The organism is Salipiger bermudensis HTCC2601 (genome assembly GCF_000153725.1).
Taxonomy (GTDB): Bacteria; Pseudomonadota; Alphaproteobacteria; order Rhodobacterales; family Rhodobacteraceae; genus Salipiger; species Salipiger bermudensis.
This window is the reverse complement of the sequence record NZ_DS022276.1, coordinates 2,154,402-2,181,135: the sequence shown is the minus strand read 5'-3', so window position 1 is coordinate 2,181,135 and position 26,734 is coordinate 2,154,402. Positions and strand designations below refer to the sequence as shown.

Below are 26,734 nucleotides of genomic sequence, written 5' to 3'. Positions count from 1 at the left end.
GGCGGAGGAGGCGGTGGAGTTGTCCTTCTCGCGCATCAGGGTCAGCTTGTGCTGGACCAGCGGGTGATCGACGACGGTGAGATGCTGTTTCATGGCCCCGGGACTCCTTGCGCTTTGATCGCCTTCCTCCTTAGACCTCACGCAAGCGCGCCGCAACGCCCGGAGCCCGCGCCACGCAGGGTTCCGGCACGTCCACTGCTGTGAGGGCCGGCAAAGCCCGCGAAAGCGGCGTCAGGCGTCGAGCCGCTTCATCACCGCCTTGCGGGTCTCCTCGTCGCAGAACGCAGCCTCGGCCGAGGTTCGGGCGATCTCTGCGAACACCTCCTCGTCCCAGCCGAAGGTCCGGGCCAGCGCCTCGTACTCGTCGGCCATGGTGGTGTGGAAGAAGGGCGGGTCGTCGGTGCTCACCGTCACCTTCACACCGCGCTCGCGCAGCCTCTCGATCGGGTGCCGCGAGAGCGACGGGTAGACCCCGAGATTGACGTTGGACCCCGGACAAACCTCGAGCACGATGCCGTTCTCAACAAGCTTGTCCACAAGCGCCAGATCCTCGTAGGCGCGCACCCCGTGGCCGATGCGTTCGATCCGCAGATCGGTGATCGCATCCTCGACCTCGCGCGGGCCCCGCCACTCGCCGGCATGGGTGGTCAGCCTCAGCCCGGCCTCGCGCGCCATGTCGAAGGCATAGGCGAAATCCCTCTGCTTGCCCTGGTTCTCGTCTCCGCCCATGCCGAAGCCGACGATCCAGTCCCCTGCGGTTTCGGCGGCGCAGAGCGCAGAGCGCTTGGCGGTCTCGGGGCCGAAATGGCGCACGCAGGTGACAATTCCCCTCAGAGTTATCCCCAGGCTTGTCTCCGCCCGGTCCGAGGCCTCGCGGATCGCATGGAGGTACTCTTGCCACGCGCCCACGTCGCCTCCGCCGCAGAAGTCGGGCGAGATGAAGGTCTCGGCGTAAACCACGCCGTTTTCGGCACATTCCTCGAGCACGGCCGTGGTAAGCCGGGCGTAATCCTCGGGGCTCTTCAGCACCGATGTGGCAGCCTCGTAGACCGAGAGAAAATGCACGAAATCGGTGAATGCGTAGCCGCCGCGTTCGTCGAATACGCCATCGAGCCTGACGTTCTTTTCCTGCGCCAGACCGCGGATGAAGGCGGGCGGCGCCGCCCCCTCGATATGCAGGTGCAGCTCGACTTTGGGCAGGCCACGTATGGCTGCGATGCGCTCCTCGTCCATGCCGGACTCCCTTACAGAAATGATCTTCCCGGCCCGCGCGCGGGCACATCCAGATGCGCGGCAACGCTCGCGGCGACATCCGCGAAAGCCACCTGCCCGAGCGCCCCCGCTCCGGCACCGGCGATCAGCACCGGCACCCGCTCGCGGGTGTGATCGGTGCCGCTCCAGCTGGGATCGTTGCCGTGATCCGCGGTGACCACGAGAATGTCGCCTTCGCGCAACCGCGGCAGCAGGCGGCCCAGTTCGGCGTCGAACCACTCGAGCGCGCGCGCATAGCCCGAGACATCGCGACGGTGGCCATAAAGACTGTCGAACTCGACGAAATTGGCGAAGGTCAGAGAACCATCCTCGGAGTTATCCACAAGGCTGGAAAGATGGCCCATCAGCGTCGCGTCATCGCCTTTGTGCAAGTGGTCGATCCCCTCCATCGAGAAGATGTCGCCGATCTTGCCCACCGCGTGCACCGTTCGACCGGCCTCCTGCGCCCAGTTGGTGAGGATCGGCTCCGGTGGGCGGATGGCATAGTCGTGCCGGTTGGAGGTGCGCTTGAAGGCGCCCTCCTCGCCGAGGAAGGGCCGCGCGATGACCCGGCCGACCTTCATCTCGTGCAGCATAGGCGCCATGCGCTCGCAAAGATCGAGCAACCGTTCGAGGCCGAAATGCGCTTCGTGCGCGGCGATCTGGAACACGCTGTCGGCCGAGGTGTAACAAATCGGCCAGCCGCTGCGGATGTGCTCGGCCCCGAAGCGGTCGAGCATGACCGTGCCCGATCCATGGCAATTGGCAAGCGTGCCCTCGGTGCCGGCAATCTCGCAGACCGCGTCGATCAGGGGCTGTGGAAAGGCTGGCTGTTCGTCGGGAAAATAATGCCAGTCCCACGGCACCGGCAGGCCGGCCAGCTCCCAGTGGCCCGAGGGCGTGTCCTTGCCCCTCGAGCTCTCGGTCGCGCCCCCCCAGCGTCCCCGCGGCACCGCCCCGAGCCCCGGCGGCAGGGTGCCGCTGGCAAGCTCCACCGCCCGGCCCAGCCCAAGCCCGTCGAGCACCGGCAGCGCGAGCGGGCCGCTGCGCCCGTCCTCGGCCTCGCCGTTCGCGCAGGCCTCGGCAATGTGCAGCAGCGTGTTGGCGCCGGTATCGGGCACGCCGTCGTTGAAATAGCTGTCGGCGTCCGGCGCGCCGCCGATGCCGACGCTGTCGATCACCACGAGAAACGCCCTCATCCGACGCGCTCCCGCACCAAGGGCCCGGGCTTTGCGGCCTCGCCTAGAGTGATCGCCGCCTGCACCACGCGCGCCGCCGCGTCGGCCTGGTCCTCGCGCGCGGCGTGGACCCGCGCCAGCGGCGCGCCCTTCTCGACGCGCTCGCCGAGGCGCACCACGTCCGACAAGCCCACCGCCGGGTCAATCATGTCGGTCTCGACGGTGCGGCCGCCGCCCAGCCGGACCACTGCCAGCCCAAGCGCCTCGCCGTCGATGGCCGCCACGTGGCCGGCCTCGGGTGCCGGCACCTCGCGGATCACCGTGGCCTCGGGCAGGAAACGGCCCCAGGTCTCGACAAACTCCACCGGCCCGCCGAGGCCGTAGACCATCCGCCCCATGCGCTCCGCCGCTGCGCCGCTCTCCAGCGCCTCGCGCAGCCGTGCCTCGGGGCGATCGAAACCAGCGCCTTCGAGCAGCGCCGCGCCCAGCGCCAGCGTCAGATCAAAGAGCGGCCCCTTGTCGCGCCCGGTCAGCACACCCATCGCCGCGTCGACCTCGAGCGCGTTGCCGAGAGCCGGGGCGATGGGTTGGTTCATGTCGGTGACGAAGGCGGTGGTCGGGCAGCCGGCCGCGTTGGCGGTCGAGACCAGCGCCTCGGCCAGCCTGCGCGCCTCTGCATCGGTCTTCATGAAGGCGCCCGATCCCACCTTGACGTCGAGCACCAGCCCCTCGAGCCCCGCCGCGAGCTTCTTGGCAAGGATCGAGGAGGTGATCAGGTCGAGGCTCTCGACCGTGGCGGTGACGTCGCGCACCGCGTAGAGGCGGCGGTCCGCCGGGGCGATCTCGGCGCTGGCAGAGACGATGGCGCAGCCGGCCTCGCGCACCACACGGTCGAAGCGCGCCTCGTCGGGGGCGACGACATAGCCGGGGATGGCGTCGAGCTTGTCGAGCGTGCCGCCGGTATGGCCGAGCCCGCGGCCCGAGATCATCGGGACGTAGCAGCCGCAGGCGGCGAGCGCCGGTGCGAGGACCAGCGAGACGCAGTCGCCGATGCCGCCGGTGGAGTGCTTGTCGACCACCGGCCCGTCGAGATCCCAGCGCATGACGTGGCCCGAGTCGCGCATCGCCAGCGTCAGCGCCACGCGGTTCTCCTCGGTCAGGCCGCGCAGGCAAATGCCCATGGCAAACGCACCGGCCTGCGCATCGCTGACGCGGCCATCTGCGAGGCCGCGGGCGAACCAGCGCAGCCCCTCGGTGGCCGGCTCCTCGCCCCGTCTCAGGGCGGCAATCACCGTGCGCGCGTCCATCATGTGCGATCCATGTGGTCCGCACCGAAGGCGCCGGGCAGCAGCTCCGCCACGGTGGTCTCGAGCGTGCCGCCGTCGACCGTGGCCAGCGTCACCCGCGTGTCGCCCCTGGCGAACTCCGCCAGCTTCTGACGGCAGCCGCCGCAGGGCGGCACCGGGTGGGCGCTGTCTGCGATGACATAGGCTTCGACGATCTCGGTCTCGCCGGCAGCGACCATGGCAGCGATGGCCCCGGCCTCGGCGCAAGTGCCCTCTGGGTAGGCCACGTTCTCGACATTGCAGCCGGCATAGATTTTGCCGGAGGGCGCACGCAGCGCCGCCCCGACCTTGAAGCGCGAATAGGGCACGTAGGCGTTTTCGCGCACGTCGCGCGCGGCTTTCTCGAGATCCACGTCCCAGACTCCTTCCAGCATTACGGACCTTCATGTTTGCGAGCCGCCCTGCCCGATTGCAACCCTGCTCTGCCCTCCCTGACGCAACGCCCGGCCGCGATCCCCGGCCGGCCTCCGGCGGGAGTATTTTTGACGAAGAGAAGCCAGGGGCGCGGCGCTGCTGGCTTCTTTGGTTCAAAAATACCTCGGGGGTGAATTGGCGCACAGCCCAAGAGGGGGCAGAGCCCCTGCCCCGCGCCCGAGACGGCGCCGCGCCCCCGAGGGCGAGGCAGGATCAGCCGCGCGCGCCTTTCGGCATCGGCGTGGTGCCGCGATTATAGGGCGTCCAGTCTTCGATGTCGGGATACCAGGCGCGACGCCAGGCCCGGACCTTGGGGTTCATGATGCGGCGCCAGAGCGGCGGCACCATCGCTGCCATGGTCATGATCGGATAGCCGTAGGGCAGCTGCGGCGCCTCGCTCTCCTGGTAGGTCTGCAGCAGCGGGAAGCGACGGTCGGGCTTGTAATGGTGATCCGAATGGCGCTGCAGGTTGATCAGCAGCCAGTTGGTCGCGGTATGGGCCGAGTTCCAGGAATGGTGCGGGCGCACGTGCTCGTAGCGGCCGCCGCCCAGGTGGCGGCGGGTCAGCGCGTAGTGTTCGACGTAATTGGTGAGCTCCAGCTGCCAGATCGCCACGCCCGCCTGCACGACGAAGAACAGCAGCCCCGGCCAGCCGCCGAGCAGTAGCGCCAGCGCCAGCATCGCGCCCTGCAGGGCGGCGTATTTCCAGAACGGGTTGCGGCGATGCCACCACGGCAGCCCGCGCCGCGCCAGAAGGGCCGCCTCGGCGCGGAAGGCCGAGACCGGGCTTTCCCGAAGCACCCGCGGGTAGAAGCGGTGAAAGCCCTCGTTGTAGCGCGCCGTCACGGTGTCGCGCGGGGTGCCGACCCAGGTGTGATGCACCAGCAAATGCTCGGAGCGGAAATGCGAGTAGAGCACCATCGCCAGCAGCCCGTCGCCCAAGTTGCGCTCGAGCCTGTTGCGCTGGTGCAGCAGCTCATGGGCGTAGACGATGCCCACCGAGCCGGTCATCACCCCGGTGCCGAACATCACCCCGAAGCTCTCCCACCCGTTCAGGTGGTCCGCGCCCGGCACATACCGGATCAACGAGACCAGCGTCAGGAACTGCACCGGCGCCCAGAGGATCACCCCGGCGCGGTACCAGATCAGATGCCGCTCCTCGGTCTGCGGGTCGGCATTCTCGGTGTTGAGGCCAAGCGCCCCGTCGAGCGCCGAGAACAGGTACCATGTCGCCAACGGAGGCAAGAGCACCCAGAGCCCGCCACGCGCTGCGCCGAGCCAAACCAGCGGCGGCAGGATGTAGGTGAGCCAGAAGGGGGCGGCGGCCCCGATCCGGGCGATCTTGTCCGACGAGATCATGATGGGTCTCCGTTCCGCACGGGTCTTTGCGCGTCTCGGGGGCGAGACTAGCTCCCCGCCCGGGCAGCGTCACGGGGCAAGCGGGCGAAGACCCCGACAAAATCTCTGGGACCGGCCTTTCTGCCTCAGCCGCTCCGGGCCAGATCGTAGGCCTTGCGCATCACCGTGGGCAGATCCTTGGGATCGAAATCCTCGGCCTCGACGAATTCTCCGCGCTCGGGCGGGCGGTCCATCGGCACCAGGGCCGTCTTGACCGTCAGTCGCAGGTGGAAATGGGTGAAGGTGTGACGCGCCTCGGTATTGAGCGCCTTCCACTCGGCGGCGATCGGCGGCGCCTCCTCCGGCGCCTCGCCCCATTCGCTGCCGGGCCAGCCGAGCATGCCGCCCAGCAGGCCCTTGTCGGGGCGCCGCTCGAGCAGCCAGGCGCCATCGACGCGCCGCACAAGATAGGCGATGCCAAGCCGCGTCGGCTTGCGCTTCTTGGGGGCCTTCTTCGGCAGCTCGGCCATGGTGCCCGCCTCCCACGCGGCGCAGGCGCTGCGCCACGGGCACAGGCCGCAGGCCGGGTTGCGCGGGCTGCAGATCGTGGCGCCAAGATCCATCACCGCCTGCGCGTAGCAGCCCGGGCGCTCCTGCGGCGTCAGCGCCGCGGCCATCTCGGTGAGGATCGGCTTGGCCTGCGGCAGCGGCGTGTGCTCGGCATGCAGCCGCGCCATCACCCGCTCGACATTGCCGTCGACCACGGTGGCCGGGATGTCGAAAGCGATCGCCGCCACCGCCCCGGCGGTGTAGGGCCCGACGCCGGGCAGGCTCAGCAGCCCCTCGAGGCCTTGCGGAAACACGCCGCCATGCTCGGCGGCGACCACGCGGGCGCATTTCAGCAGGTTGCGGGCGCGGGCGTAGTAGCCAAGCCCCGCCCAGGCGGCCATCACGTCGGCATCCTCGGCCGCCGCGAGGTCCGAGACCGTCGGCCAGCGCGTGGTGAAGGCCTCGAAATAGGGCTTCACCGCCGGCACCGTGGTCTGCTGCAGCATGATTTCCGAGAGCCAGACACGGTAGGGGTCGGGGCGGATCCCTGCGGCGCGGGCACGCGGTCCGACACGCCAAGGCAAGTCGCGGGCGTGGCGGTCGTACCAGTCGAGAAGATCCGCGGCGCGGGCGGGGTCACGCAAAACTGACATTCCCTTGATTGGATGATTCCGGGCTGGCGCCCGGTGGTGCGGTCACTAGAATAGTGCCGCAGAGAGGGATTCAAGATGCAACGGCGCAAGAGCACCACCAAGGGCTTCGCCCTGACCGCGGGCCTGCTGAAGCAGAACATCCGCAAGGCCAGCGAAAGCCGCGGCTTCGCGCAATCGCGTGTCCTCACCCATTGGGAAGAGATCGCCGGCGCCGACATGGCCGCGATTTCGCGCCCTGTCGAGATCGGCTACGGCCGCGGCGGGCTCGGCGCCACGCTCACCCTGCTCACCACCGGCGCCAACGCGCCGCTTCTGGAGATGCGCAAGGAAGAGCTGCGCGAGCGGGTCAACGCGATCTACGGCTACAACGCCATCGCCCGCATCCGCGTCACCCAGACCGCCGCAACCGGTTTCTCCGAGGGCCGCGTCGCCTTCGAGCACCGTGCCAGGGAACAGGCCAAGCCAGCCCCCTCGCCCGAGACCCGCGCCGAGGTGCATCGCGCCACCGAGGGTGTCGGAGATGAAGGCCTGCGCGCCGCCCTTGATCGTTTGGGTGCAAACGTCATAACCAAGTCACATCGCTGAGGCCCGCAGAGGGCTGTCGCAGAAAGAAGGAAGTCTCATGAAGCGTATCCTGACCACCGTCGCGCTGGCCGCTACCATCGCCGCAGGCGGCAGCTGGGTTCTGAACCCCACCGCCCAGCCCCCGATCGGCGCCGCCGGCGCGCAGGAGGCCACGGTGACCGACATGACCCTCGGACAGGCCGACGCGCCGGTCGAGATCATCGAATACGGCTCCTTCACGTGCCCGCACTGCGCCACCTTCGAGCAGGAGGTCTTCCCGCAGCTCAAGGAAGACTACATCGACACCGGCAAGGTCAAGTTCACCTTCCGCGAGGCCTATTTCAACAAGTACGACATGTGGGCCTCGCTGATGGCACGCTGCGGCGGCGAAATGAAGTATTTCGGTATCGTCGACATGATCTACGAGACCCAGAACGAATGGGCCCGTCAGAGCACCGAGGCTGGCGTCGCCGACGCGATCCGCAAGATGGGCCTGCAGGCCGGCATCGGCCAGGAGCAGCTCGACGCCTGCATGCAGGACGGCGAGACGCTGAAGGCGCTCGTCGGCTGGTACCAGCAGAACGTCGAGGAAGACGGCTTCAACTCGACCCCGTCCTTCATGATCGACGGTGAGCTGCACACCAACATGCCCTACGACGAGTTCGTGGAAATCCTCGACGAGCGTGTCGAAGCCGCGCAATGACCTCTGCACCACGTGGCCCCCTCGAGGGGGTGAAGGTCATTGAACTGGCCCGAATTCTGGCCGGCCCCTGGGCCGGTCAGATTCTGAGCGACCTCGGCGCCGAGGTCATCAAGATCGAAGCGTCGCGCGGCGACGACACCCGCAAGTGGGGCCCGCCGTTCATCGACCGCGAGGACGAGCGCTCGGCGGCCTATTTTCACTGCTGCAACCGGGGCAAACACTCGGTGGTGGTGGACATCTCCACGCCCGAGGGGCAGGCCCAGGTGCGCGAGCTGGTGGCCGAGGCGGATATCCTGATCGAGAATTTCAAGGTCGGCGGGCTTGCCAAGTACGGGCTCGACTTCGCTTCGCTGGCGCAAGTGAATCCCGGGCTGATCTACTGCTCGATCACCGGCTTCGGGCAGGATGGTCCCTACGCGCATCGCGCTGGTTATGACTACATCATCCAGGGCATGTCGGGCTTCATGTCGATCACCGGCAATCCGGAGGGCCAGCCGCAGCGCACGGGCGTTGCGATCACCGACCTGTTCACCGGGCTCTACTCGGTGTCGGGCATCCTCGCGGCGCTGCACCAGAAGCAGCGCACCGGCAAGGGCCAGCATATCGACATGGCGCTGCTCGATTGCGCCGTGGCGGCAACCGCGAACCAGGCGATGAACTATCTCGCCACCGGCGAGGCGCCGGGGCGGACCGGGAATTATCACCCCAACCTCACGCCCTATCAGGTGTTCGACTGTTCCGACGGCTACATCATCATCGCCACCGGGAACGATCCGCAATACCAGCGGCTGTGCCGGCTGCTCGGGCTCGACGATCTGGCAGAGCACCCCGATTACCTGACCAATGCCGACCGCATCGCCAACCGCGCCTCGCTCGAGGCGCATCTGATGGCAGAGACCGGCAAGTGGACCAAGGCCGAGCTGCTCGCGGGCTGCGAGCGCGAGGGCATCCCGGCGGGGCCGATCAACGACCTGTCGGAGGTCATGGCCGATCCGCAGGTGCAGGCGCGCGGCATGCAGATCTCGCCCGAGGGCGTGCCCGGCGTCCGCTCACCGTTCAAGTTCTCGGACGCGGACCTGTGTCTGGACAGGGCCTCGCCGAAACTCGGCGAAGGCTGACCCTTCCGCACCGGCCGCGCCTCGGGGGCGGCCGGTGGCACCCGGCTCAGAGCTCGATGGTGCCGAGCACGCTGTTTTGCGGCAGGCGGGCCACCTCGACACCGCCCTCAACGCGGCGAAGATTGTAGCCGTAGCCTCGCATCCGGAACCGCCATTCGGCCTCGGTCAGGCTCTTGGCCCGCTCGTTGATCAGGAAATCCCGAACGTCATTCATGTCTTCGGTCAGCTTGTTCTCGGCAAACATGTCACTCTCCAATACGCCAATCTCCGGGCTCAGGCTGCGGGCAGATTGGGGCGCGAATGCGGAAGCGCTGCGAAGTTTTCTGGAATTGGAAACGCTGCGTTTCCAGCCGCCTGCTCAGCTCTGCGCTTCCGGACCTGCCGGCGCGACCCGGCGCTTCAGCACAGCCTCGCGCCAGGTGATGAACAGCACCGCGCCCATGATGATCGCACCGCCCATGACGACCCACGGATCGACCGGCTCGGCGAAGAACAGCGCTCCCACCAGCACCGACCAGACAAGCTGAAGGAAGGTCACCGGCTGGGTGACTGTCACCGGCGCCGCTGCGAAGGCCAACGTCATCGCGTAGTGGCCGCCGGTGGCGAAGCAGGCGACGAGGAACAGGATGCCGAGATCGCCCCAGGACGGCGTCACCCAGACATTCAGCGCGAAGGGGAACAGCCCGATGGTGACGGTGATCGACAGCAGCGCCACCACCACGGCGGCGCTCATCTCGCCCGAGATGATCTTGGCGATCAGGTAGGACACCGAGAACAGCAGCGCCGTCCCCAGCATGGCGAAATGGCCGGGATCAAGCTCGCGAAAGCCCGGGCGCAGGATCAGCAGCGCGCCCCCCAGCGCCACGACGATGGCCATGATGCGGCGCATCGCGAGCCGCTCACCCAGCACGAAGACCGCGAGGATGGTGACGTAGACCGGCGTGAGGTAGTTCATCGCCGTGACTTCGGCGATCGGAATACGGGTCATGGCAAAGAACCAGCAGATCACGCCCGCGGTCTGCGCCGCCCCGCGCAGCGTCACCAGCCCGAGTTGGCGCTTGGACAGCCGCAGCGCGGCCAGGCTGCGCCAAGCCGGCAGTAGGAAGACAAGCCCGAAGACATAGCGCAGAAAGGCCGACTCCGCCGCCGGGACGCGCCCGGCCAGCAGCTTGACCAGCGCCGTGACGCCGACGAAGCACAGGCCGGTGACGACCATCCAGAGAATACCCCGGACCGGGGCGGAAACAGCGCTCATGCGATGGTGTTAGACCACGAACAATCTCTCGAAAAGCGGAAAGCTCGCAATGAGGCTGTCCATGCCGCCAAGGATCAGCTTGGTGGCGAGCGTCCACATCACCACCGCCATGCCAAGATCGAGCAGCTGCCACGCCCGCGGGCGGGCAAAGACCGGCGCCAGCGCCCGCGCCCCGTATCCGAGCAGGAAGAAGAACACGAAGGAGGAGGTCACCGCGCCCAGCCCGAAGAGCGCCGGCTGCGCGTATTGCGACGAGATCGCCCCCAGCAGCATCACCGTGTCGAGATAGACATGCGGGTTGAGCCAGGTGAAGGCGAGACAGGTGAGCACCGCGCCGCGCAGGCTCAGCGCCGCCTTGCCCGCACCCATCGCGGCCCCGCCGCGCCAGGCCGAGCGCAGGCTGCGCGCCCCGTACCACGCAAGGAAAGCCGCACCGAAGAGCCGCATGGCCGGTTCCAGCCCCGGCACCGCCTCGGTCAGCACCCCGAAGCCTGCGACCCCGGCCGTGATCAGCACCGCGTCGGAGACCGCGCAGATCAGGCAGACCGGCAGCACATGCGCCCGCATCAGCCCCTGCCGCAGCACGAAGGCGTTCTGCGCCCCGATCGCAAGGATCATCGAAAACCCGAGCGCGAAGCCCGCCACTGCCGCCTGCATGTACTATCCCTCCTTCCATCCGTCCCGCCTGCTAGCACGGGCTCGAAGGGACAGCCTAGTTAAAGAAATTCAGTTCTGATAAGTTCTGCTAATGTCGTTCGACCCGTCGCAACTGGCCGCGCTCGACGCGGTGCTCCGGCTTGGCAGCTTCGACGCCGCCGCTGCCGAGCTGTACGTCACGCCCTCGGCGATCTCGCAGCGCATCAAGGCGCTCGAGGACCGGGTCGGCGGCGCGCTTGTGGTGCGCGCCGCGCCCTGCATCGCCACCCCGGCCGGGGCGCGTCTGGCCCGCCACGCCGGCGAGGTGCGGCTGCTCGAGGCCGCGCTGGCCCGCGATCTCGAGCTGCCCGGCACCCCGGCGCGGCTGCGCCTCGCGATCAACGCCGACAGCCTTTCGACATGGTTCCTGCCGGCGCTGATCGGGCACGACCTGCTCTTCGATATCGCGGTGGACGACGAATCCCACTCCGCCGATTGGCTGCGCCGGGGCGAGGTCTCGGCGGCGATCACAGCCCATGCCCGCCCGGTGCAGGGCTGCGACGCCTTCGCCCTTGGCAGAATGCGCTACGTCGCGACCTGCGCGCCCGGCTTCTACGAGAGGTTCTTTGCGGAGGGCGTCACGACCGAGGCTTTCGCCCGCGCGCCAATGCTTCAGTTCAATGCCAAGGATGCGCTGCAGCACGACTGGCTGCGCCGGATCACCGGGCAGGCCCCGACCCCGCCGCTGCACCGGTTGCCCTCGTCGCAAGGCTTCGTCGATGCCGCGAGGCTCGGGCTGGGCTGGGGGCTCAACCCCGAGCCCATGGTGCGCGAGGATCTGGCGCAGGGGAGACTGGTCGCGCTGCGCCCGGACCAACCGCAGGAGGTGGCGCTGCACTGGCAGGTCAACCGGCTGGTGGCGGGTGCGGTCACCGGGCTCACCGCCGCCGTGCGCCGTGCCGCCAGCACCGCGCTTGTGCCGGTCTAGTCGGCAGCCTTCTCGACCTCGTCCAGCCCCATCGCGATGACCCCGCCAAGGGCACTCAGTGCCGCAAAACCCGCCAGCGCCGCGATCGGACCGATCCACGCCAGCGCGCCGCCGAAGGCCCCCGATAGCAGCAGCAGCCCGCCGATCAGGGTGTTGGCCAGTGCCGCGTATCGCGCGCGGGCCTCCTCGGGGGCCATGTCGACAAGGTAGGTCGAGCGCCCCTGACGCACGCCGTGATAGGCGATCATCAGGGCAAAGAGCAGCAGAGGCGTCACCCAGATTGCCGCGCCCGCCACACCGGTCAGCCCCGCCAGCACAGCCAGCCCCATCGCCGCCGCACCGGCAAAGCCGGAATACGTCAGCACCCGCCGCGACGAGCGGTCCGAGAGCCGCCCCCAGACGTAGGAACTGACGAAGGAGGCCGCCGCCGAGGCGAGCACCAGTGCGCCCAGCTTTTGCAGTGCCCCCTCGCCGGTGTCGAGCAGCACGATATAGGGTGGTGCGAGCGCCGTCGCGGTGAGCGCCCCGCGTGCATAAACGAAGCGGCGGAACTGACCGTCCTTTCGGAACGGAGACAGATCGATCGCCGGGGCGTCGCCCTCCGCCTCCGAGGGCGCTTCCTCGAGCGTCGAGAACAGGGCCGCGGCGGCGAACCACAGCAGCGCCGCAAGCCCCACCGCGAGTGCCAACGGCGTCACGTCCCGCAACAGTCCGGTCATCAGCAGCAGCGCGAAAAGGATCACCCCCGCCGAAGCGACCGAGGCGGCGGTTCCGGTCACCGAGCCGCGCCGGGTCTTCTCGACGGTCTTTCCGAGAATGTCCTTGAAGCTCACCGAACAGGCCGCGCGCGCCAGCGCGAGGACGGCCAGCAGACTGCAAAGCGCCAGCCCCGCGGCCCAGCCCTGCAGCGTGAAGGCCACCGCGACCATGCCGGCGGCGGCGATCCCCTGCCCCAGCGAGCCGAAGACCCACGCCCATTTGCGGTGTCGCAGCGCCTCGACACGGTGCGCCAGCAGCATTTGCGGCAGCAGCGCCCCGGCCTCGCGGATCGGCACCAGCAGCCCCACGAGGACCGGCGGCGCGCCCAGCGCCTGCGCCAGCCATGTCAGCACGAGTTTGGGATTGATCAGACCATCGGCGAGCTTGGTCATCGACAGCGACACCACGTGCCGCAGACCGTTGCGCGCCTCTTCCGCCGGCACATCGCCATCGGCTTCGCTCAGCGCCGCGAAGGCGCGGCCCGCCAGTTTCCCGTCCATCTGTCCCTCACCTTGCATCCCGCTGGGTCGCGGAACAACGCGGAAGGCCCCGGATCGGTTCCGATCCGTGGCCCACGTGAGAACACCTCGGCCGAGCGTCAGAGCAGGCCTTGGCGAGGGGTTGGCGAAAGGCGTCAGTCGTTGGCGGCGGGGGCCGTTTCCATCTGCGTCGTGCCGGCCTCGGTCTCGGTGGCGGCGGCGGGCTCGGTCGTCGCGGCGGCGGGATCGCTCTCGTCTGCCGAGGCAAAGACCCATGCCAGCCAGACGATCAGGAGCAGCGCCACGAACCCGAGCCCGAACCAGATGCCCCCGAGCGGGCCCTTGTGCTGTTTCTTCTGCGTCTTGATGTTGGTGTCGGGTGCCGACATGACAAAGCTCCTCACTTGCAAATTTTCGTGCCACACGGTTGTGGCGCCTGACTTGCGGACCTAACACTTTTCCATCGGGCGCAGTTCCTGCGCCACCCCTGCCGACAGGATGAGACCGCATGAAAGACGCAAGCCCGCAGACGACTTACCTTAGCGATTACACGCCCTTCGGCTGGCAGGTCGCGGATGTTCACCTGACCGTGAAGCTCGCCCCGAAAGCCACGCGGGTGGTCTCGCGCATCCATTTCCAGCCCAATCCGAACGCCCCCGCGCAGGACTTCTTCCTGCACGGCGAAGAGCTCAAGCTGATCCGCGCCGCCATCGACGGCACCGAGGTCAACCCCGAGCTGACGCCTCAGGGCCTGCGCTGCGACGTGCCTTCCGGCCCCTTCCTGTGGGAGACCGAGGTCGAGATCGCCCCGGCCGAGAATACCGCGCTCGAGGGGCTCTACATGTCGAACGGCATGTATTGCACCCAGTGCGAGGCCGAGGGCTTCCGCAAGATCACCTACTACCCCGACCGCCCCGACGTGATGGCGACCTTCACCGTCCGCATTGAGGGGGACACGCCGGTCAAGCTCTCGAACGGCAACCCCACCGACAGCGGCGAAGGCTGGGCCGAGTGGCATGACCCGTGGCCCAAGCCCGCCTATCTCTTCGCGCTGGTCGCCGGCGATCTGGTCAACCACCCAGGCGCGTTCACCACGATGTCGGGCAAGGAGGTCGAGCTCAACATCTGGGTGCGCCCCGGCGACGAGGGCAAATGCGCCTTCGGGATGGAGGCACTCAAGGCCTCGATGACGTGGGATGAAGAGGTCTATGGCCGGGAATACGATCTCGACATCTTCAACATCGTTGCGGTCGACGATTTCAACATGGGCGCGATGGAGAACAAGGGCCTGAACATCTTCAACTCCTCCTGCGTCTTGGCCTCGCCGGAAACCTCGACCGACGCCAATTTCGAGCGCATCGAGGCGATCATCGCGCATGAGTATTTCCACAACTGGACCGGCAACCGCATCACCTGCCGCGACTGGTTCCAGCTTTGCCTGAAGGAAGGGCTGACGGTCTATCGCGACAGCCAGTTCACCTCCGACATGCGCTCCGCCGAGGTCAAGCGGATCTCCGACGTGATCGACCTGCGCGCCCGCCAGTTCCCCGAGGATCAGGGCCCGCTGTCGCACCCGGTGCGCCCCGAGAGCTTCCAGGAGATCAACAACTTCTACACCGCCACGGTCTACGAGAAGGGTGCCGAGGTGATCGGGATGCTCAAGCGGCTGGTCGGCGACGAGGCCTACGGCAAGGCGCTGGATCTGTATTTCGAGCGTCACGACGGCGATGCCGCCACCATCGAGGACTGGCTCAGGGTGTTCGAAGATTCCACCGGGCGCGACCTGTCGCAGTTCAAGCGCTGGTATTCGCAATCGGGCACGCCGCATCTGAGCATCTCCGAGGACTATGCCGACGGCACCTTCACCCTGACCTTCAAACAGGAGACGCCCCCCACCCCGGGCCAGTCCGACAAGGCGCCGCAGGTGCTGCCCATCGCCGTGGGTCTGCTCAACCCCAATGGCGACGAGGTGGTGCCGACCACCGTGCTCGAGATGACAGACGCCGAGCAGAGCTTCAGTTTCGAGGGGCTGAGCGCAAAGCCCGTGGCCTCGATCCTGCGCGGCTTCTCGGCGCCAGTGGTGCTCGACCGCGAGACCTTGGCGGAGGAGAAGCGCTTCCTGCTGGCGCATGACACCGATGCCTTCAACCGCTGGGAGGCGAGCCGCGATCTTGCCCGGGGCTGCCTCTTCGACATGGTGACCGAGGGCGCCGGCCCCGACATGGCTTGGATCGACGCGCTTGAACAAGTGATCCGCGACGGCGACCTCGATCCGGCCTTCCGGGCGCTGATGCTGGCGCTGCCGACCCAGTCGGAGCTGGCGCAGATGCTGCACGCCAAGGGCGTCACTCCCGACCCCGACGCGATCCATGCCGCCGCCGAGACCCTGCGCAACGCCATGGCCGAGCGCTGGTCGTCGCTGCTGCCCGAGCTGATGGCCGCCACCCGCGTGACCGAAGGCTACAGCCCCGACGCCAAGCAGTCCGGCAAGCGGGCGCTCGGCAATGCGGTCCTGTCGCTGCAGACCCGTCTCGATGGCGGCAAGGCCGCACAGGCGCAGTTCGACGCCGCGGACAACATGACCATGCAGCTGAGCGCGCTGTCCTGCCTGATCTCAGCCGGCGCCGAGGACGCGGCGCTCGCAGCCTTCGAGCGGCAGTGGAAGGACGACCGGCTGGTGATGGACAAGTGGTTCGCGCTGCAGGTCGCCGCCACCAAGCCCGAGAGCGCCGCGCCCCGCGCAGAGGCGCTGACCAAGCGGCCCGATTTCGACTGGAAGAACCCCAACCGCTTCCGCGCGGTGATGGGCTCGCTGGCGATGAACCACGCTGGTTTCCACGCCAAGGACGGCAGCGGCTACCGGCTGCTGGCCGAGTGGCTGATCAAGCTCGACGGCAAGAACCCGCAGACGGCGGCGCGCATGTGCTCGGTGTTCCAGACCTGGACACGCTACGACGCCGGGCGACAGGCGCTGATGAAGGCCGAGCTCGAGCGCATCGCCGCCAAGCCCGACCTGTCGCGCGACGTGTCGGAGATGGTGGGCCGCCTGCTGTCCTGAACGAGGACCGGCACGCGACCAAAAAAAAGGGGGCCACTTGGCCCCCTTTTTCTGCGCATCGCTGCGCGCTCGACAGGTTCGCGCCGCAGCGCTGGTTGTCTTGATTATTGCACCACAGCTTCCTGTGCCGGGGACATCCCCGAGGTTGCGATGATCGGATCCTGCGTCGGGCGCAGGATGGCGCCGTCCACGCTCAGGGCGATCACGCCGTCATTTGCGGGCAGCTTCGCCATGATCTCGTCCTCACCCCAGCTGTCCGGGCGCGCCACCGGCTTCAGCGAGCGCGGCAGGCCGGCGCAATAGGGCTGCGCACGGGTCCATGCGATCATGTCCTCGCGCTTCTTGCGCGAATGGAACGGGCCCCAGTCGGCGGCGACGCCGCGCATGTTCTGGCTCACCACGCCGTCGCGCTTCACGGTCTTGGCCATGATGCGCAGGCCGCAGGTGAGGTTGAGATGCGGGTCCTTGAGCTCGGCCCCGCTTCCGGCCTGGCAATCGTAGAGCCGCGCCGTCGAGGGCAGGATCTGCAGCAGGCCGTACCACAAGCCGCCGCCACCGACGGCGGTCGGACGATAGGTGCTCTCGTGCTTGGCCAGCGCCGAAACCAGCCCGATCCAGAACGCCTCGCGATCCTCGCGGCCGGCGCTCGGATAGGCCGGGCACCAGGTGGCGATGTCCTCGGGGACGATCCCGGGCAGGTTGCTCGCCGGTCCGCGCAGCGCCGACAGCGCCGCCAGCGACCAGGTGCCGCGCTCGCCGGAGGTGCCCCAGCGCGCTTCGGGGATCGTCATGGTCCGCTCTTGCGGGCGTACGGAGTGGACGACGGCCTGGAGAGAGTATCCGGGCGGCATCGGGGCGGGTTCTGACCAGACGGCGCTTGCGAAGAACAGGGCCGACAGAACTGTGAGAAGACGTGGCAGCATGACCGGAGAATTGCCACAGGGTGTGGGTTCGGTAAAGCGCGGCTCGCCCCAAGGCTGCAGGCGGTCGCACCCAAACCGTCGAAGGCCCCGTTAACCCTTTGGGAGTGAACGTGGTAGCGGACGAAGAAACGTCGGCGGAATGCCGCCGCTTCAACCCGCTCCTGCCCTCAATGTGCCCGATTCCCCAAACATGTTGCGCGCATGTCAGACATCGCCCGCCCCGCATCGCTCCTCCGGTTTGCCCGCGCCGTGCTGTCACGGAAGCGGCTCCGGCCGCGTCCTGTCGGCGCCACGGTGGCGCCTGCCGGTGAGACCGAGCGCCCTGCCACCGTCGAACCCGCGAAGATCCACATCCCCCTGCGCGAAAGCTCGCCCGACGCTTCGGATTGCGAGAGCCTGCGCCTGGCCGGGCGCTACCTCGCGCGGCAGGAAGACTGGGAGACATTGGCCGAACGGCTGCGCGAGGCCGATACTGGCCGCGCGGCGACGTGCGGCGGCATGCCCGTCGCCCGGCTGCTCGCCGAGGGGGCCTGCTCGGACGTCGTCGAGACCGCGCTCGCCGCCGTCACGGGAAACGATGCCACGACGGCGCGGCAGACGCTGTACTGCCTGCATGACGCCGTCGACGGGCTGGCAGAGTCCGCGTGGCTCTCCTATGCCGTCGCACAAGCCCATCTGACCGTGGCCGAGGCGTGGGAGGCCGTCCCGGCGAGCGACGACGCCCTGACACTGCGCCGCGACGCCCGCTCGCAGCACCTCGAGACCGCGGCGCGACTGATCGCGCCGTTTCATCCGCTGGAGTTCGATTCGCCGGCCATCGCCGCGCTGCGCTGCGCCCTGCTCGAACTCGATCCGCGCCCGAGCCGCCGGGTGATCGACGAGTACGAGGACCTGATCGACCTCGATCCCGCCTGCCCCGCCCACATGCGCGCGCTCGGCCGGGACCTGATGCCGACCCGTTTCGGAAACTGGGACCGGCTCGAACTCGAGGCCCGACGCACCGCCGGGCGCACCGCCGATATCTGGGGGGCCGGCGGCTATGTCTGGGTCTGGTTCGACGCGCTCGCAAGCGGCCAGCTGCGCGGCTTCGCCCATGTCGATGCGGAACTCTTCACCGAGGGCCTGCACGACATCCTCACCCGCCGTCCCGACCAGCACACCGCCAATCTTCTTGCGGCCTTCTGCGGCATGAGCCTCTCGGGTGCGTCGGAGCCCAGCAGCGCCCGGGCCCGGATCAGCGGCTGCTTCGGCTGGATCGTCGAGGACCACCTGCGCGAGATCCATCCCGCGCTCTGGGCCAACGCCCGGGCCTTCGCCGGCAAGACCGACGCCAGCGATCGCCTGCGCCTCGGCGAGAGCCGCGCGCGCTCGGCACTGGCTGAGCATTTCGCCCATCAATTGCGCCTCGGGCGCGAGGTCCGCTTCACCGAGGCCGGTGTCACACTGTCTCCGTCGCCCTGCGCCGCCAGCGCTCTTGCTCCCTCTGCCGCTCTGGCGTATCCCCATCGCGAATTGCGAGACGAGGATACGCCATGCTTGACCTGAGCTTCGAGCCCCCCAAACCCAAGGTCATCGCCGGGGCGAAATACGACTGGGAACTGGTGATCGGCATGGAGGTCCATGCGCAGGTCTCTTCCGAGGCCAAGCTGTTCTCGGGGGCCTCCACCAAGTTCGGCGCCGAGCCGAACTCGAACGTGGCCTTCGTGGACGCGGCGATGCCGGGCATGCTGCCGGTGATCAACGAATACTGCGTCGAGCAGGCGGTGCGCACCGGGCTCGGCCTGAAGGCCGAAATCAACCTGAAATCCGCCTTCGACCGCAAGAACTACTTCTACCCGGACCTGCCGCAGGGCTACCAGATCAGCCAGCTCTACCACCCGATCGTGGGCGAGGGCGAGGTGATCGTCGACATGGAGCCGGGCATCGCCCGCCTCGTGCGGATCGAGCGCATCCACATCGAACAGGACGCCGGCAAGTCGATCCACGACATGGACCCCAATATGTCCTTCGTCGACCTCAACCGCACCGGCGTGGCACTGATGGAGATCGTCTCGCGCCCCGACATCCGCGGCCCCGAGGAAGCGGCGGCCTACGTGTCGAAGCTGCGCCAGATCCTGCGCTATCTCGGCACCTGCGACGGCAACATGCAGAACGGCAACCTGCGCGCCGACGTGAACGTCTCGGTCTGCCGCCCGGGCCAGTACGAGAAATACCAGGAAACGCAGGACTTCTCGCATCTCGGCACCCGCTGCGAGATCAAGAACATGAACTCCATGCGCTTCATCCAGCAGGCCATCGACTACGAGGCGAAGCGCCAGATCGCCATCCTCGAGGCCGGCGGCTCGATCGACCAGGAAACCCGTCTCTACGATCCGGACAAGGGCGAGACGCGCTCGATGCGCTCCAAGGAAGAAGCGCATGATTACCGTTACTTCCCCGATCCCGACCTGCTGCCGCTCGAGATCGAGCAGGCCTGGGTCGATGACATCGCCGCCTCCCTGCCCGAACTGCCCGACGAGAAGAAGGCGCGCTTCGTCAAGGAGTTCGGCCTGTCCGAGTATGACGCCAGCGTGCTGACCGCCGAGGTCGCCAACGCCGCCTTCTTCGAGAAGGTCGCGGGCGACGCCGGCGACGGCAAGCTCGCCGCCAACTGGGTGATCAACGAGCTCTTCGGCCGGCTCAAGAAGGAAGGCCACGAGATCACCGAGAGCCCGGTCTCCCCGGCGCAGCTCGCCGGCATCGTGCGTCTGATCAAGTCGGATGCGATCTCGGGCAAGATCGCCAAGGACCTGTTCGAGATCGTCTACACCGAAGGCGGCGACCCGGAGCAGATCGTCGAAGAGCGCGGCATGAAGCAGGTGACCGACACCGGCGCCATCGAGACAGCGGTCGACGAGATCATCGCCGCCAACCCGGCGCAGGTCGAGAAGGCCAAGCAGAACCCCAAGCTCGCGGGCTGGTTCGTGGGCCAGGTGATGAAGGCCACCGGCGGCAAGGCCAACCCCAAAGCGGTGAACGAGATCGTCGCGAAGAAGCTGGCCCAGTAGGCGCCACCTTCCGCTCAGAACAGAAAACGCCCGGACGGAGATCCCCGTCCGGGCGTTTTGTCTTCACCGGCGCCAAGATTTTTAGCTAAAAATCTTGGCCCGTCCCTGTCCCTGGCGCTCAGGCCGCGCGACGGCGCGGACGACGACGCCGCTGGCCCTGGCCACCGCCGGGCTTGCCGGCGCCCTGCGGCTTGCCACCGCCAAAGCCACCACGGCCCCGGCCGCCGCCGCCACCGCCGCCGCCACCGCGACGACGGCGCGGGCCGCCCTCGGTCAGCTCGGTCGGCGCGTCACCGGAAGCGACGGGGATGTCGATCTTCATCAGCTTCTGGATCTGGCGCAGCAGATCGGCCTCGTCAGGCGCGCAGAAGGCGATGGCCTCCCCTTCGCGGCCCGCCCGCGCGGTGCGGCCGATGCGGTGCACGTAGTTGTCCGGCACTTCCGGCAGGTCGTAATTGACCACGTAGGCCACGCCGGGGATATCGATGCCGCGGGCCGCCACGTCGGTGGCGACGAGCACGTTGATGTCGCCGTCGCGGAACGCCTTGATGGCGCGGTCGCGCTGACCCTGGCTCTTGTTGCCGTGGATCGAGGCGGCGTTGTAGCCATCGGCCACCAGCCCCTTCATCAGCCGCTCGGCACCGTGCTTGGTGCGGGCGAAGACCAGCGTCAGCGACTCGTCATCGCGGCCCAGAAGCTCGCGCAGCTTCGACGGCTTGCCGGCCTTGTCGACGAAATGCACCGACTGGGTGATCTTGTCGGCGGCCTTGCCCGGGGGCGAGACCTGCACCCGGCGCGGGTTGGTCAGGTAGGCGGAGGAGAGCTCTTCCATCTGCTTCGGCATGGTGGCCGAGAACAGCATGGTCTGGCGCGGGGTACCAAGCTGCGGCGCGATGCGGCGCAGGGCGTGGATGAAGCCCATGTCGAGCATCTGGTCGGCCTCGTCGAGCACCAGCTGGCGCACGGTGGACAGGTCCACCGCCTTGCGGTCCATCAGGTCGATGAGACGGCCCGGCGTGGCGACAAGGATGTCGGTGCCGCGGCTGAGGAAGTTGATCTGGCGGTTGATCGACTGGCCGCCGACCACGGTGCCGACGCGCAGCTTGGTGCCGTCGGTGAGCTGACGCAGGCTGTCGGCGATCTGGTTGACCAGCTCGCGGGTCGGCGCCAGCACAAGCGCCTTGACGGTCTTGGGCGCCGGCTTGCCGGGCTGGGCCAGCAGGCCATCGATCAGCGGTAGGCCGAAGGCCAGCGTCTTGCCGGTGCCGGTCTGGGCGAGGCCGAGCACGTCGTGCCCCTCGAGCGCCAGCGGAATGGCTTGGTTCTGGATCGGGGTCGGCTCGGAAAAGCCATTGCGCTTCAGGGCTTCGGAGAGGGTCGGCGCAAGGCCGAGCATGTCGAAATCGAACAAGAGATATCCTTTGTCGGGCCGCACGACCCTTCCTCGGGCACGGATACGGCGTACGAACCTGCCGCCCGGGAAGGGCGACATGGTCAGGGTGCGGCGCGGCCTCGGGACAGGCGGGCGTATCCCGCGCCATCCGGCCGTCGCATCGAGAACCCTGCGTGATGGGGAAATCGGTATTGGCAACGCTGATGCGCCCGACAGGGAGGGATCCTCCCGCCCAATGGCGCGGCTAGCTCACGCGGCAGCGCAGCGTTACCGTCCCAAATGGGGCTTTGCGCCCCATCTGTCAAGCTTTGTCAGGACACGAGGCCGGGAAAGCCGAACCCGCGCTCGAGAACCTCACCCGCGTCGCAGAGCACGTCCTCGCGCCACGGTGCGCCGATCAGGTGCACGCCAGAGGGCACGGTGTCGACCACCCCCGAGGCCACGGCGATGCCCGGCAGGCCCAGCGCCGGGAAGGCGATCTGGGGCAGCTGCGCCTCCCAGAGCCGCGCCACCGCGTCGCCACCTTCAAGGTCGGCATCCTGCTTGAACGGCAGCTCCGCCGAAACCGGCATCAGCACCACCGGGTAGTCCTGCAGGAAGTGGCGCCAGTGCCGGGCCAACGTGGCGCGGCGCTGGAACACCTCGCCAAAACGCTTGGCGTCGATGGCCTCGGCGCGGGGCGCGTAGTGCTCGAGCAGCGCGATGGCGCCGGGATCGCCCTCTTCATGCGCCATGCGCAGCTTGGTTGCGTGATCGTCCGAGAGCCACAGGTCGATCTGCAGTTCCACCGCCTCGCGGATTTCCGGAACCTCGGCAGGCTCGTCGACCTGCCAGCCGGCGGCGCGAAAGATCGCCGCGGCGCGGTCGAGATCCTCTAGGATGCGCGGATCGGTGTCGATGCCGCCCGGGCGCTTCACCAGCGCCACGCGGCGGCGGTAGGTCGGGCCGACCAGCGGCACCGGGGCGCTCCAGACATCCTCGGGCGCGTAGCCCGCCATGCCCTCGAGCCCCAGCCGCAGGTCGTCGACCCGGCGCGCCAGCGGGCCCGAAACCGCCATCAGCTGCGGCCCCACGCCGCGATCGCCGGAAGAGGCGTTGAACATCGGCACGCGGCCCAGCGTCGGGCGCAGCCCCTGCACGCCGCAGGCATAAGCCGGATAGCGGATCGAGCCCGCGATGTCGGTGCCGTGGCCGATATGGCCCATGCCGGTCGCCACCGCAGCCCCTGCCCCGCCCGACGAGCCGCCGGCGGTCAGCGTGTCATTGTGGGGGTTCTTGGTGTCGCCGTAGAAGTTGTTGGTGGAGAACCAGCGATAAGAGAAGGCCGGCGTGTTGGTCCGCCCGATGACGATGGCGTCCTTCTCGCGCAGGTGGCGCAGGAAGGGCGCGTCCTCGGTCGCCATCACGTCCTTGAAGATGCGGCAGCTGTTGGTCGAGGCATAGCCCGCCTGATCCGAGAGCACCTTGATGGTCACCGGCACGCCCGCCAGCGCCCCCACCGCCTCGCCCTTGGCGATGCGCGCGTCAAGCGCCTCGGCCTCGGCCATGGCGTCGGCGCCGCAGTCCTGGATGATCGCGTTCACCAGCGGGTTCATTTTGGCGACGCGGTCAAGCGTATCGCGGATGACGGAGCTGGCAGAGAGCGCGCCCGAGCGGACGCGGGCCGCGAGTTCGCGGGCGGAGAGGTCGTTGGGATCGGTGGTCATGGCGTCCTGCGGGGAGAAGAGGAGAGGATCAGGCGGGAACGAGCGCGCGCATCCGGTCGCGGATGCCGCGCACGACAAAGGTGGCCTCGGGGATCGACGCCACATGCGGGGTGATGAGCACCTTGGGATGGCCCCAGAGCGGGCTCTCTGCCGGCAGCGGCTCGGTGTCGAAGACATCCAGCGACGCGCCGCAGAGGTGACCCGCGTCGAGCACCTCGAGCAGTTGCGCCTCGTCGACCTGCCCGCCGCGCCCCATGTGGATCAGCGCCGCCCCCTCGGGGAGCTTGCGCAGGAAGGCGGCGTCGATCAGGCCCTTGGTCTGCTCGGTCAAAGGCAGCACGTTCACCAGCATGTCGCTCTCGGCGAGGAAAGCGTCCATCTGGCCATCGGTGAAATGGCGCACGCCCGGCTCGGGCGGATTGGGCTGCGAGCGCGCATAGGCCGAGACCGGGTAGCCCAGCGCCATGAGGCCCTTGGCAATGGCGCGGCCCATGTGCCCGAAGCCCAGCACGCCAACCCGCTTGTGGGTCGGCGACAGCCCCGTCAGCACACGCTCCCACACGGCGTCGCGCTGCTGGGCGACGTATTGCGCCATGTGGCGGTGATGCCAGTGCACGTGAAAGGCCGCATAGCCCGCCATCTGCAGCGCCTGGTCGGCATCCTCGACACGGTAGACCGGCACGCCCTCGGGCAGCGACGGACAGGCGTCGATGGCGTCGGTCCCGGCCCCGGCGGAGAACACCGCCTGCAGATTGGGATAGGGCGCGAAGGCATCGTCGGCCGGGCGGAAGGTGAACACGAAGGACACCTCCTCGGGGCGCTCGACATCCTCGGGGCGCAGGATGGTGATCTCCGGCGCCTCGGCTGCGAAGATCGGGCTGAAGCGGTCGAACATCTCGAACGCGGTGTTGGTGACGACCCCGATCATGCTCAGGCCGCTCCCTGCTGGTCCCAGTCGGCACCGGGCACGGCGGCGAGCAGCTTGCGGGTGTACTCCTGCTGCGGGTTCAGGAAGATGTCGTGCACCGTCCCGATCTCGACCAGCTTGCCCTTCTGCATCACCGCGATGCGGTCGCAGAGCTGCGCCGCGACCCGCAGGTCGTGGGTGATGAACAGAATCGACAGCTCGAGCTTCTCGCGCAGCTCCCGCAGCAGGTCGAGCACCTGCGCCTGGATCGACACGTCGAGCGCCGAGACCGCCTCGTCGGCGATGATCAGCTCGGGGTCCATCGCAAGCGCCCGGGCGATGCCGATGCGCTGACGCTGGCCGCCGGAGAACTCGTGCGGGAAGCGGCTGGCGGCATCCGCCCCCAGCCCCACGATCTCGAGCAGCTCGCGGGCGCGGGCCTCGGCCTCTTTGCGCGGAATGCCGCGGGTGATCGGCCCGTCGGTGATCGCGCCCATGATGCGCTGGCGCGGGTTGAGCGAGGCATAGGGATCCTGGAACACCATCTGGACCTTGTGGCGCTGCTTGCGCAGCTCCTCGTCGGACAGCGCCGCAAGATCGGTGCCGCCGACCATCACCTGCCCGCCATCGGGGGTGACGAGCCGCACCGCGGTGCGCCCGAGCGTCGACTTACCGGAGCCCGATTCGCCGACGAGCCCGAGCACCTCGCCGCGCGCCACGGTGAGCGAGACATCGTCCACCGCGCGCACCTCGCGCACCGGTTTGAACATGCCGCCGCCAGTGCGGTAGATCTTGCGCAGCCCCTTGATCTCGAGCGCCGGCGTCTCCGAGAGCTGCCGTGCCTCCGGCAGCTTGCCGGTCGGGATCGCCTCGAGCAGACGCTTGGTATAGTCGTGCTGCGGGTTCTCCAGCACCTCGGTGGCAGAGCCGCGCTCGACCACCTTGCCCATGCGCATGACGATCACCTGGTCGGCGATCTCGGCCACCACGCCGAAGTCATGGGTGATGAACATCACCGCCATGCCGCGCTTCTCGCGCAGGTCGAGGATCAGCTTGAGGATCTGCGCCTGCGTCGTCACGTCGAGCGCCGTCGTGGGCTCGTCGGCGATCAGCAGCTTCGGCTCGAGCGCCAGTGCCATGGCGATCATCGCCCGCTGCCGCTGTCCGCCGGAGAGCTGGAACGGATAGGCGCGGATGATCTTTTCCGGATCGGGCAGCTGCACTTCGCGGATCAGTGCGAGCGCCTTCTCGCGGCGCTCGGACTGGGTGTAGCGGTCATGCGCGGCGAACACCTCGACGATCTGGTCACCGATGCGCATCAGCGGGTTCAGCGCCGTCATCGGTTCCTGGAAGATCATCGCCATGCTGGCGCCGCGCAGCGCCTGCTTCTCACCCTCGGGCAGACGCAGCACGTCGCGGGCCTCGAACATGGCGCGCCCCGCTTTCACGTTCACGCCCGGCGGCAACAGCCCCATCAGCGCGTTGGCGGTCATCGACTTGCCAGAGCCGGATTCACCGACCACGCAGAGGATCTCGCCCTTCTCGATGGCCATGCTCACGTCCTCGACCGCGAAGGGGCGATCCGCGCCCTCCGGCAGGCCGATGGTGAGGTGTTCGATGGAAAGTGTCGTGCTCATGCCTTGCCCTTCCGGGAGAGGTGCGGGTTCAGCGCGTCGTTGAGACCTTCGCCGATGAGGTTCAGCGCCAGCACCGTGATGACGATGGCGATGCCGGGGAAGAAGCTCAGCCACCAGGCCGAGCGGATCACCGTGCGCGCGGCACCGATCATGTAGCCCCAGCTCATGGCATTGGGATCGCCGAGGCCGAGGAAGGAGAGCGAGCTCTCCAGCAGGATCGCGGTGGCGACCATCAGCGAGGCCATGACGATGATCGGCGAGACCGTGTTGGGCAGCACCTGCCGCACCAGGATGCGCGGCTTCGACAGGCCCGCCAGCGTCGCGGCATCGACGAACTCGCGCTTGCGCACCGACATCACCTCGGCCCGCACCAGGCGCGCCACCGGCGGCCAGGAGACAATGGCGATGGCGAGCGTGATCGAGGCCAGCGTCGGCTCGAAGATCGCCACCAGCACGATGGCCAGCGCGAAGTTCGGGATGGTCTGGAAGAACTCGGTGAAGCGCATGGCGCCTTCATCGACATATCCGCCATAGAACCCGGCCAGCGCGCCAAGCGGTACCCCGATGAGCAGCGCCACCAGCGTCGAGACCAGCCCGACCAGCAGCGAGACCCGTGCGCCATAGGCCAGCTGGGCAGCCACGTCGCGGCCCAGCGTGTCGGTGCCGAGCGGCAGGCTCTCCATCGCAAACGGCGCGAGGAACGGGCGCTGCACCATCTGCCAGGGCGTGTTGGCGAAGATCAGCGGCGCGAAGATGGCGATGAAGATGACGGCGACAAGCAGGACGACCCCGACCATGGCACCGATATTGCTTCTGAAACGTTTCCACATGG

General features: G+C 68.2%; 24 protein-coding genes and 1 pseudogene. 7 read left to right on the top strand and 18 right to left on the bottom strand.

Annotated features, from left to right (window positions below):
* From R2601_RS27290 to mutY, 7 genes and pseudogenes are all read right to left on the bottom strand, one after another.
* Positions 1–93 (bottom strand): annotated as a pseudogene (locus R2601_RS27290) (uracil phosphoribosyltransferase); the annotation flags it as partial.
* 138 nt (positions 94–231) lie between these two features.
* On the bottom strand, positions 232–1,233 hold the full coding sequence (locus R2601_RS10420) for an adenosine deaminase (protein ID WP_007797662.1): 1,002 nt from the start codon (positions 1,231–1,233) through the stop codon (positions 232–234).
* A gap of 11 nt (positions 1,234–1,244) precedes the next feature.
* Positions 1,245–2,450: a phosphopentomutase gene (locus R2601_RS10415; protein WP_007797657.1), complete on the bottom strand. Its 1,206-nt coding sequence runs from the start codon at positions 2,448–2,450 to the stop codon at positions 1,245–1,247.
* Entirely contained in the window at positions 2,447–3,736 is a 1,290-nt protein-coding gene (locus tag R2601_RS10410; RefSeq protein WP_007797654.1) for a thymidine phosphorylase, read from the bottom strand. The genes R2601_RS10415 and R2601_RS10410 overlap by 4 nt, the downstream gene beginning before the upstream one ends.
* Positions 3,736–4,128 carry a cytidine deaminase gene (locus tag R2601_RS10405; RefSeq protein WP_007797652.1) on the bottom strand — a complete coding sequence of 131 codons (393 nt, stop codon included), beginning with the start codon at positions 4,126–4,128 and terminating at the stop codon, positions 3,736–3,738. Before R2601_RS10405 ends, R2601_RS10410 begins: the two co-directional genes overlap by 1 nt.
* Positions 4,129–4,402: 274 nt before the next feature.
* On the bottom strand, positions 4,403–5,548 hold the full coding sequence (locus R2601_RS10400) for an alkane 1-monooxygenase (protein WP_007797650.1): 1,146 nt from the start codon (positions 5,546–5,548) through the stop codon (positions 4,403–4,405).
* Positions 5,549–5,673: 125 nt separating this feature from the next.
* On the bottom strand, positions 5,674–6,720 hold the full coding sequence (gene mutY / locus R2601_RS10395; RefSeq protein ID WP_007797648.1) for an A/G-specific adenine glycosylase: 1,047 nt from the start codon (positions 6,718–6,720) through the stop codon (positions 5,674–5,676).
* An 84-nt stretch (positions 6,721–6,804) separates the two neighbouring features.
* Between mutY and R2601_RS10390 the strand changes: the two genes are divergently transcribed.
* Genes R2601_RS10390 through R2601_RS10380 form a run of 3 tightly spaced genes read left to right on the top strand, consistent with a single transcriptional unit; the run spans position 6,805 to position 9,114 of the window.
* Positions 6,805–7,314: a DUF721 domain-containing protein gene (locus tag R2601_RS10390; protein ID WP_007797647.1), complete on the top strand. Its 510-nt coding sequence runs from the start codon at positions 6,805–6,807 to the stop codon at positions 7,312–7,314.
* A gap of 37 nt (positions 7,315–7,351) precedes the next feature.
* Entirely contained in the window at positions 7,352–7,996 is a 645-nt protein-coding gene (locus R2601_RS10385) for a DsbA family protein (RefSeq protein WP_007797645.1), read from the top strand.
* Positions 7,993–9,114, top strand: a complete 1,122-nt coding sequence (locus R2601_RS10380) for a CaiB/BaiF CoA transferase family protein (RefSeq protein WP_040544591.1) — start codon at positions 7,993–7,995, stop codon at positions 9,112–9,114. The genes R2601_RS10385 and R2601_RS10380 overlap by 4 nt, the downstream gene beginning before the upstream one ends.
* Positions 9,115–9,160: 46 nt before the next feature.
* Here R2601_RS10380 and R2601_RS10375 read toward each other — a convergent pair whose 3' ends face one another.
* The 3 genes from R2601_RS10375 to R2601_RS10365 form a co-directional block, all read right to left on the bottom strand.
* On the bottom strand, positions 9,161–9,358 hold the full coding sequence (locus R2601_RS10375; RefSeq protein ID WP_007797640.1) for a hypothetical protein: 198 nt from the start codon (positions 9,356–9,358) through the stop codon (positions 9,161–9,163).
* Between the two features lie 114 nt (positions 9,359–9,472).
* Positions 9,473–10,369, bottom strand: a complete 897-nt coding sequence (locus R2601_RS10370; RefSeq protein ID WP_040544587.1) for a DMT family transporter — start codon at positions 10,367–10,369, stop codon at positions 9,473–9,475.
* A 9-nt stretch (positions 10,370–10,378) separates the two neighbouring features.
* On the bottom strand, positions 10,379–11,026 hold the full coding sequence (locus tag R2601_RS10365; protein ID WP_007797632.1) for a LysE/ArgO family amino acid transporter: 648 nt from the start codon (positions 11,024–11,026) through the stop codon (positions 10,379–10,381).
* Positions 11,027–11,117: 91 nt separating this feature from the next.
* Between R2601_RS10365 and R2601_RS10360 the strand changes: the two genes are divergently transcribed.
* Positions 11,118–11,993: a LysR family transcriptional regulator ArgP gene (locus tag R2601_RS10360; protein WP_007797629.1), complete on the top strand. Its 876-nt coding sequence runs from the start codon at positions 11,118–11,120 to the stop codon at positions 11,991–11,993.
* Here R2601_RS10360 and R2601_RS10355 read toward each other — a convergent pair.
* Positions 11,990–13,252, bottom strand: a complete 1,263-nt coding sequence (locus R2601_RS10355) for an MFS transporter (RefSeq protein WP_007797627.1) — start codon at positions 13,250–13,252, stop codon at positions 11,990–11,992. The genes R2601_RS10360 and R2601_RS10355 overlap by 4 nt on opposite strands.
* Positions 13,253–13,386: 134 nt before the next feature.
* Positions 13,387–13,620 carry a hypothetical protein gene (locus tag R2601_RS10350; protein WP_007797624.1) on the bottom strand — a complete coding sequence of 78 codons (234 nt, stop codon included), beginning with the start codon at positions 13,618–13,620 and terminating at the stop codon, positions 13,387–13,389.
* A gap of 119 nt (positions 13,621–13,739) precedes the next feature.
* Between R2601_RS10350 and pepN the strand changes: the two genes are divergently transcribed.
* Positions 13,740–16,289, top strand: a complete 2,550-nt coding sequence (pepN, locus tag R2601_RS10345; RefSeq protein WP_007797622.1) for an aminopeptidase N — start codon at positions 13,740–13,742, stop codon at positions 16,287–16,289.
* Between the two features lie 104 nt (positions 16,290–16,393).
* On the opposite strand, the gene R2601_RS10340 is transcribed toward pepN, so the two are convergent.
* On the bottom strand, positions 16,394–17,080 hold the full coding sequence (locus R2601_RS10340) for a transglycosylase SLT domain-containing protein (RefSeq protein WP_007797619.1): 687 nt from the start codon (positions 17,078–17,080) through the stop codon (positions 16,394–16,396).
* A 333-nt stretch (positions 17,081–17,413) separates the two neighbouring features.
* Here R2601_RS10340 and R2601_RS10335 point away from each other — a divergent pair, with 333 nt between their 5' ends.
* Both R2601_RS10335 and gatB read left to right on the top strand, forming a co-directional pair.
* Positions 17,414–18,757: a hypothetical protein gene (locus R2601_RS10335; RefSeq protein ID WP_007797615.1), complete on the top strand. Its 1,344-nt coding sequence runs from the start codon at positions 17,414–17,416 to the stop codon at positions 18,755–18,757.
* The gene (gene gatB, locus R2601_RS10330) at positions 18,745–20,259 is read left to right on the top strand and encodes an Asp-tRNA(Asn)/Glu-tRNA(Gln) amidotransferase subunit GatB (protein WP_007797613.1); all 1,515 of its coding nucleotides are present in this window, start codon (positions 18,745–18,747) and stop codon (positions 20,257–20,259) included. The genes R2601_RS10335 and gatB overlap by 13 nt, the downstream gene beginning before the upstream one ends.
* Positions 20,260–20,377: 118 nt before the next feature.
* Here the strand turns inward: gatB and R2601_RS10325 are convergent, their stop codons facing one another.
* From R2601_RS10325 to R2601_RS10305, 5 genes are all read right to left on the bottom strand, one after another.
* Positions 20,378–21,670: a DEAD/DEAH box helicase gene (locus R2601_RS10325; RefSeq protein ID WP_007797610.1), complete on the bottom strand. Its 1,293-nt coding sequence runs from the start codon at positions 21,668–21,670 to the stop codon at positions 20,378–20,380.
* 293 nt (positions 21,671–21,963) lie between these two features.
* The gene (locus tag R2601_RS10320) at positions 21,964–23,358 is read right to left on the bottom strand and encodes an amidase (RefSeq protein WP_007797607.1); all 1,395 of its coding nucleotides are present in this window, start codon (positions 23,356–23,358) and stop codon (positions 21,964–21,966) included.
* A 28-nt stretch (positions 23,359–23,386) separates the two neighbouring features.
* On the bottom strand, positions 23,387–24,286 hold the full coding sequence (locus tag R2601_RS10315) for a 2-hydroxyacid dehydrogenase (RefSeq protein WP_007797604.1): 900 nt from the start codon (positions 24,284–24,286) through the stop codon (positions 23,387–23,389).
* 2 nt (positions 24,287–24,288) lie between these two features.
* The gene (locus tag R2601_RS10310; RefSeq protein WP_007797602.1) at positions 24,289–25,902 is read right to left on the bottom strand and encodes an ABC transporter ATP-binding protein; all 1,614 of its coding nucleotides are present in this window, start codon (positions 25,900–25,902) and stop codon (positions 24,289–24,291) included.
* Positions 25,899–26,732: an ABC transporter permease gene (locus tag R2601_RS10305; protein WP_040544582.1), complete on the bottom strand. Its 834-nt coding sequence runs from the start codon at positions 26,730–26,732 to the stop codon at positions 25,899–25,901. The genes R2601_RS10310 and R2601_RS10305 overlap by 4 nt, the downstream gene beginning before the upstream one ends.
* Positions 26,733–26,734: the final 2 nt, after the last annotated feature.

What these genes read in the sequence shown, in the direction of transcription:
- R2601_RS10420 (WP_007797662.1), bottom strand. Translation starts at nt 1,233, where the DNA reads ATGGACGAGGAGCGCATCGCAGCCATACGTGGCCTGCCCAAAGTCGAG.
- R2601_RS10415 (WP_007797657.1), bottom strand. Translation starts at nt 2,450, where the DNA reads ATGAGGGCGTTTCTCGTGGTGATCGACAGCGTCGGCATCGGCGGCGCG.
- R2601_RS10410 (WP_007797654.1), bottom strand. Translation starts at nt 3,736, where the DNA reads ATGGACGCGCGCACGGTGATTGCCGCCCTGAGACGGGGCGAGGAGCCG.
- R2601_RS10400 (WP_007797650.1), bottom strand. Translation starts at nt 5,548, where the DNA reads ATGATCTCGTCGGACAAGATCGCCCGGATCGGGGCCGCCGCCCCCTTC.
- R2601_RS10390 (WP_007797647.1), top strand. Translation starts at nt 6,805, where the DNA reads ATGCAACGGCGCAAGAGCACCACCAAGGGCTTCGCCCTGACCGCGGGC.
- R2601_RS10385 (WP_007797645.1), top strand. Translation starts at nt 7,352, where the DNA reads ATGAAGCGTATCCTGACCACCGTCGCGCTGGCCGCTACCATCGCCGCA.
- R2601_RS10380 (WP_040544591.1), top strand. Translation starts at nt 7,993, where the DNA reads ATGACCTCTGCACCACGTGGCCCCCTCGAGGGGGTGAAGGTCATTGAA.
- R2601_RS10375 (WP_007797640.1), bottom strand. Translation starts at nt 9,358, where the DNA reads ATGTTTGCCGAGAACAAGCTGACCGAAGACATGAATGACGTTCGGGAT.
- R2601_RS10370 (WP_040544587.1), bottom strand. Translation starts at nt 10,369, where the DNA reads ATGAGCGCTGTTTCCGCCCCGGTCCGGGGTATTCTCTGGATGGTCGTC.
- R2601_RS10365 (WP_007797632.1), bottom strand. Translation starts at nt 11,026, where the DNA reads ATGCAGGCGGCAGTGGCGGGCTTCGCGCTCGGGTTTTCGATGATCCTT.
- R2601_RS10360 (WP_007797629.1), top strand. Translation starts at nt 11,118, where the DNA reads ATGTCGTTCGACCCGTCGCAACTGGCCGCGCTCGACGCGGTGCTCCGG.
- R2601_RS10355 (WP_007797627.1), bottom strand. Translation starts at nt 13,252, where the DNA reads ATGGACGGGAAACTGGCGGGCCGCGCCTTCGCGGCGCTGAGCGAAGCC.
- R2601_RS10350 (WP_007797624.1), bottom strand. Translation starts at nt 13,620, where the DNA reads ATGTCGGCACCCGACACCAACATCAAGACGCAGAAGAAACAGCACAAG.
- pepN (WP_007797622.1), top strand. Translation starts at nt 13,740, where the DNA reads ATGAAAGACGCAAGCCCGCAGACGACTTACCTTAGCGATTACACGCCC.
- R2601_RS10340 (WP_007797619.1), bottom strand. Translation starts at nt 17,080, where the DNA reads ATGACGATCCCCGAAGCGCGCTGGGGCACCTCCGGCGAGCGCGGCACC.
- R2601_RS10335 (WP_007797615.1), top strand. Translation starts at nt 17,414, where the DNA reads ATGTCAGACATCGCCCGCCCCGCATCGCTCCTCCGGTTTGCCCGCGCC.
- gatB (WP_007797613.1), top strand. Translation starts at nt 18,745, where the DNA reads ATGCTTGACCTGAGCTTCGAGCCCCCCAAACCCAAGGTCATCGCCGGG.
- R2601_RS10320 (WP_007797607.1), bottom strand. Translation starts at nt 23,358, where the DNA reads ATGACCACCGATCCCAACGACCTCTCCGCCCGCGAACTCGCGGCCCGC.
- R2601_RS10315 (WP_007797604.1), bottom strand. Translation starts at nt 24,286, where the DNA reads ATGATCGGGGTCGTCACCAACACCGCGTTCGAGATGTTCGACCGCTTC.
- R2601_RS10310 (WP_007797602.1), bottom strand. Translation starts at nt 25,902, where the DNA reads ATGAGCACGACACTTTCCATCGAACACCTCACCATCGGCCTGCCGGAG.
- R2601_RS10305 (WP_040544582.1), bottom strand. Translation starts at nt 26,732, where the DNA reads ATGTGGAAACGTTTCAGAAGCAATATCGGTGCCATGGTCGGGGTCGTC.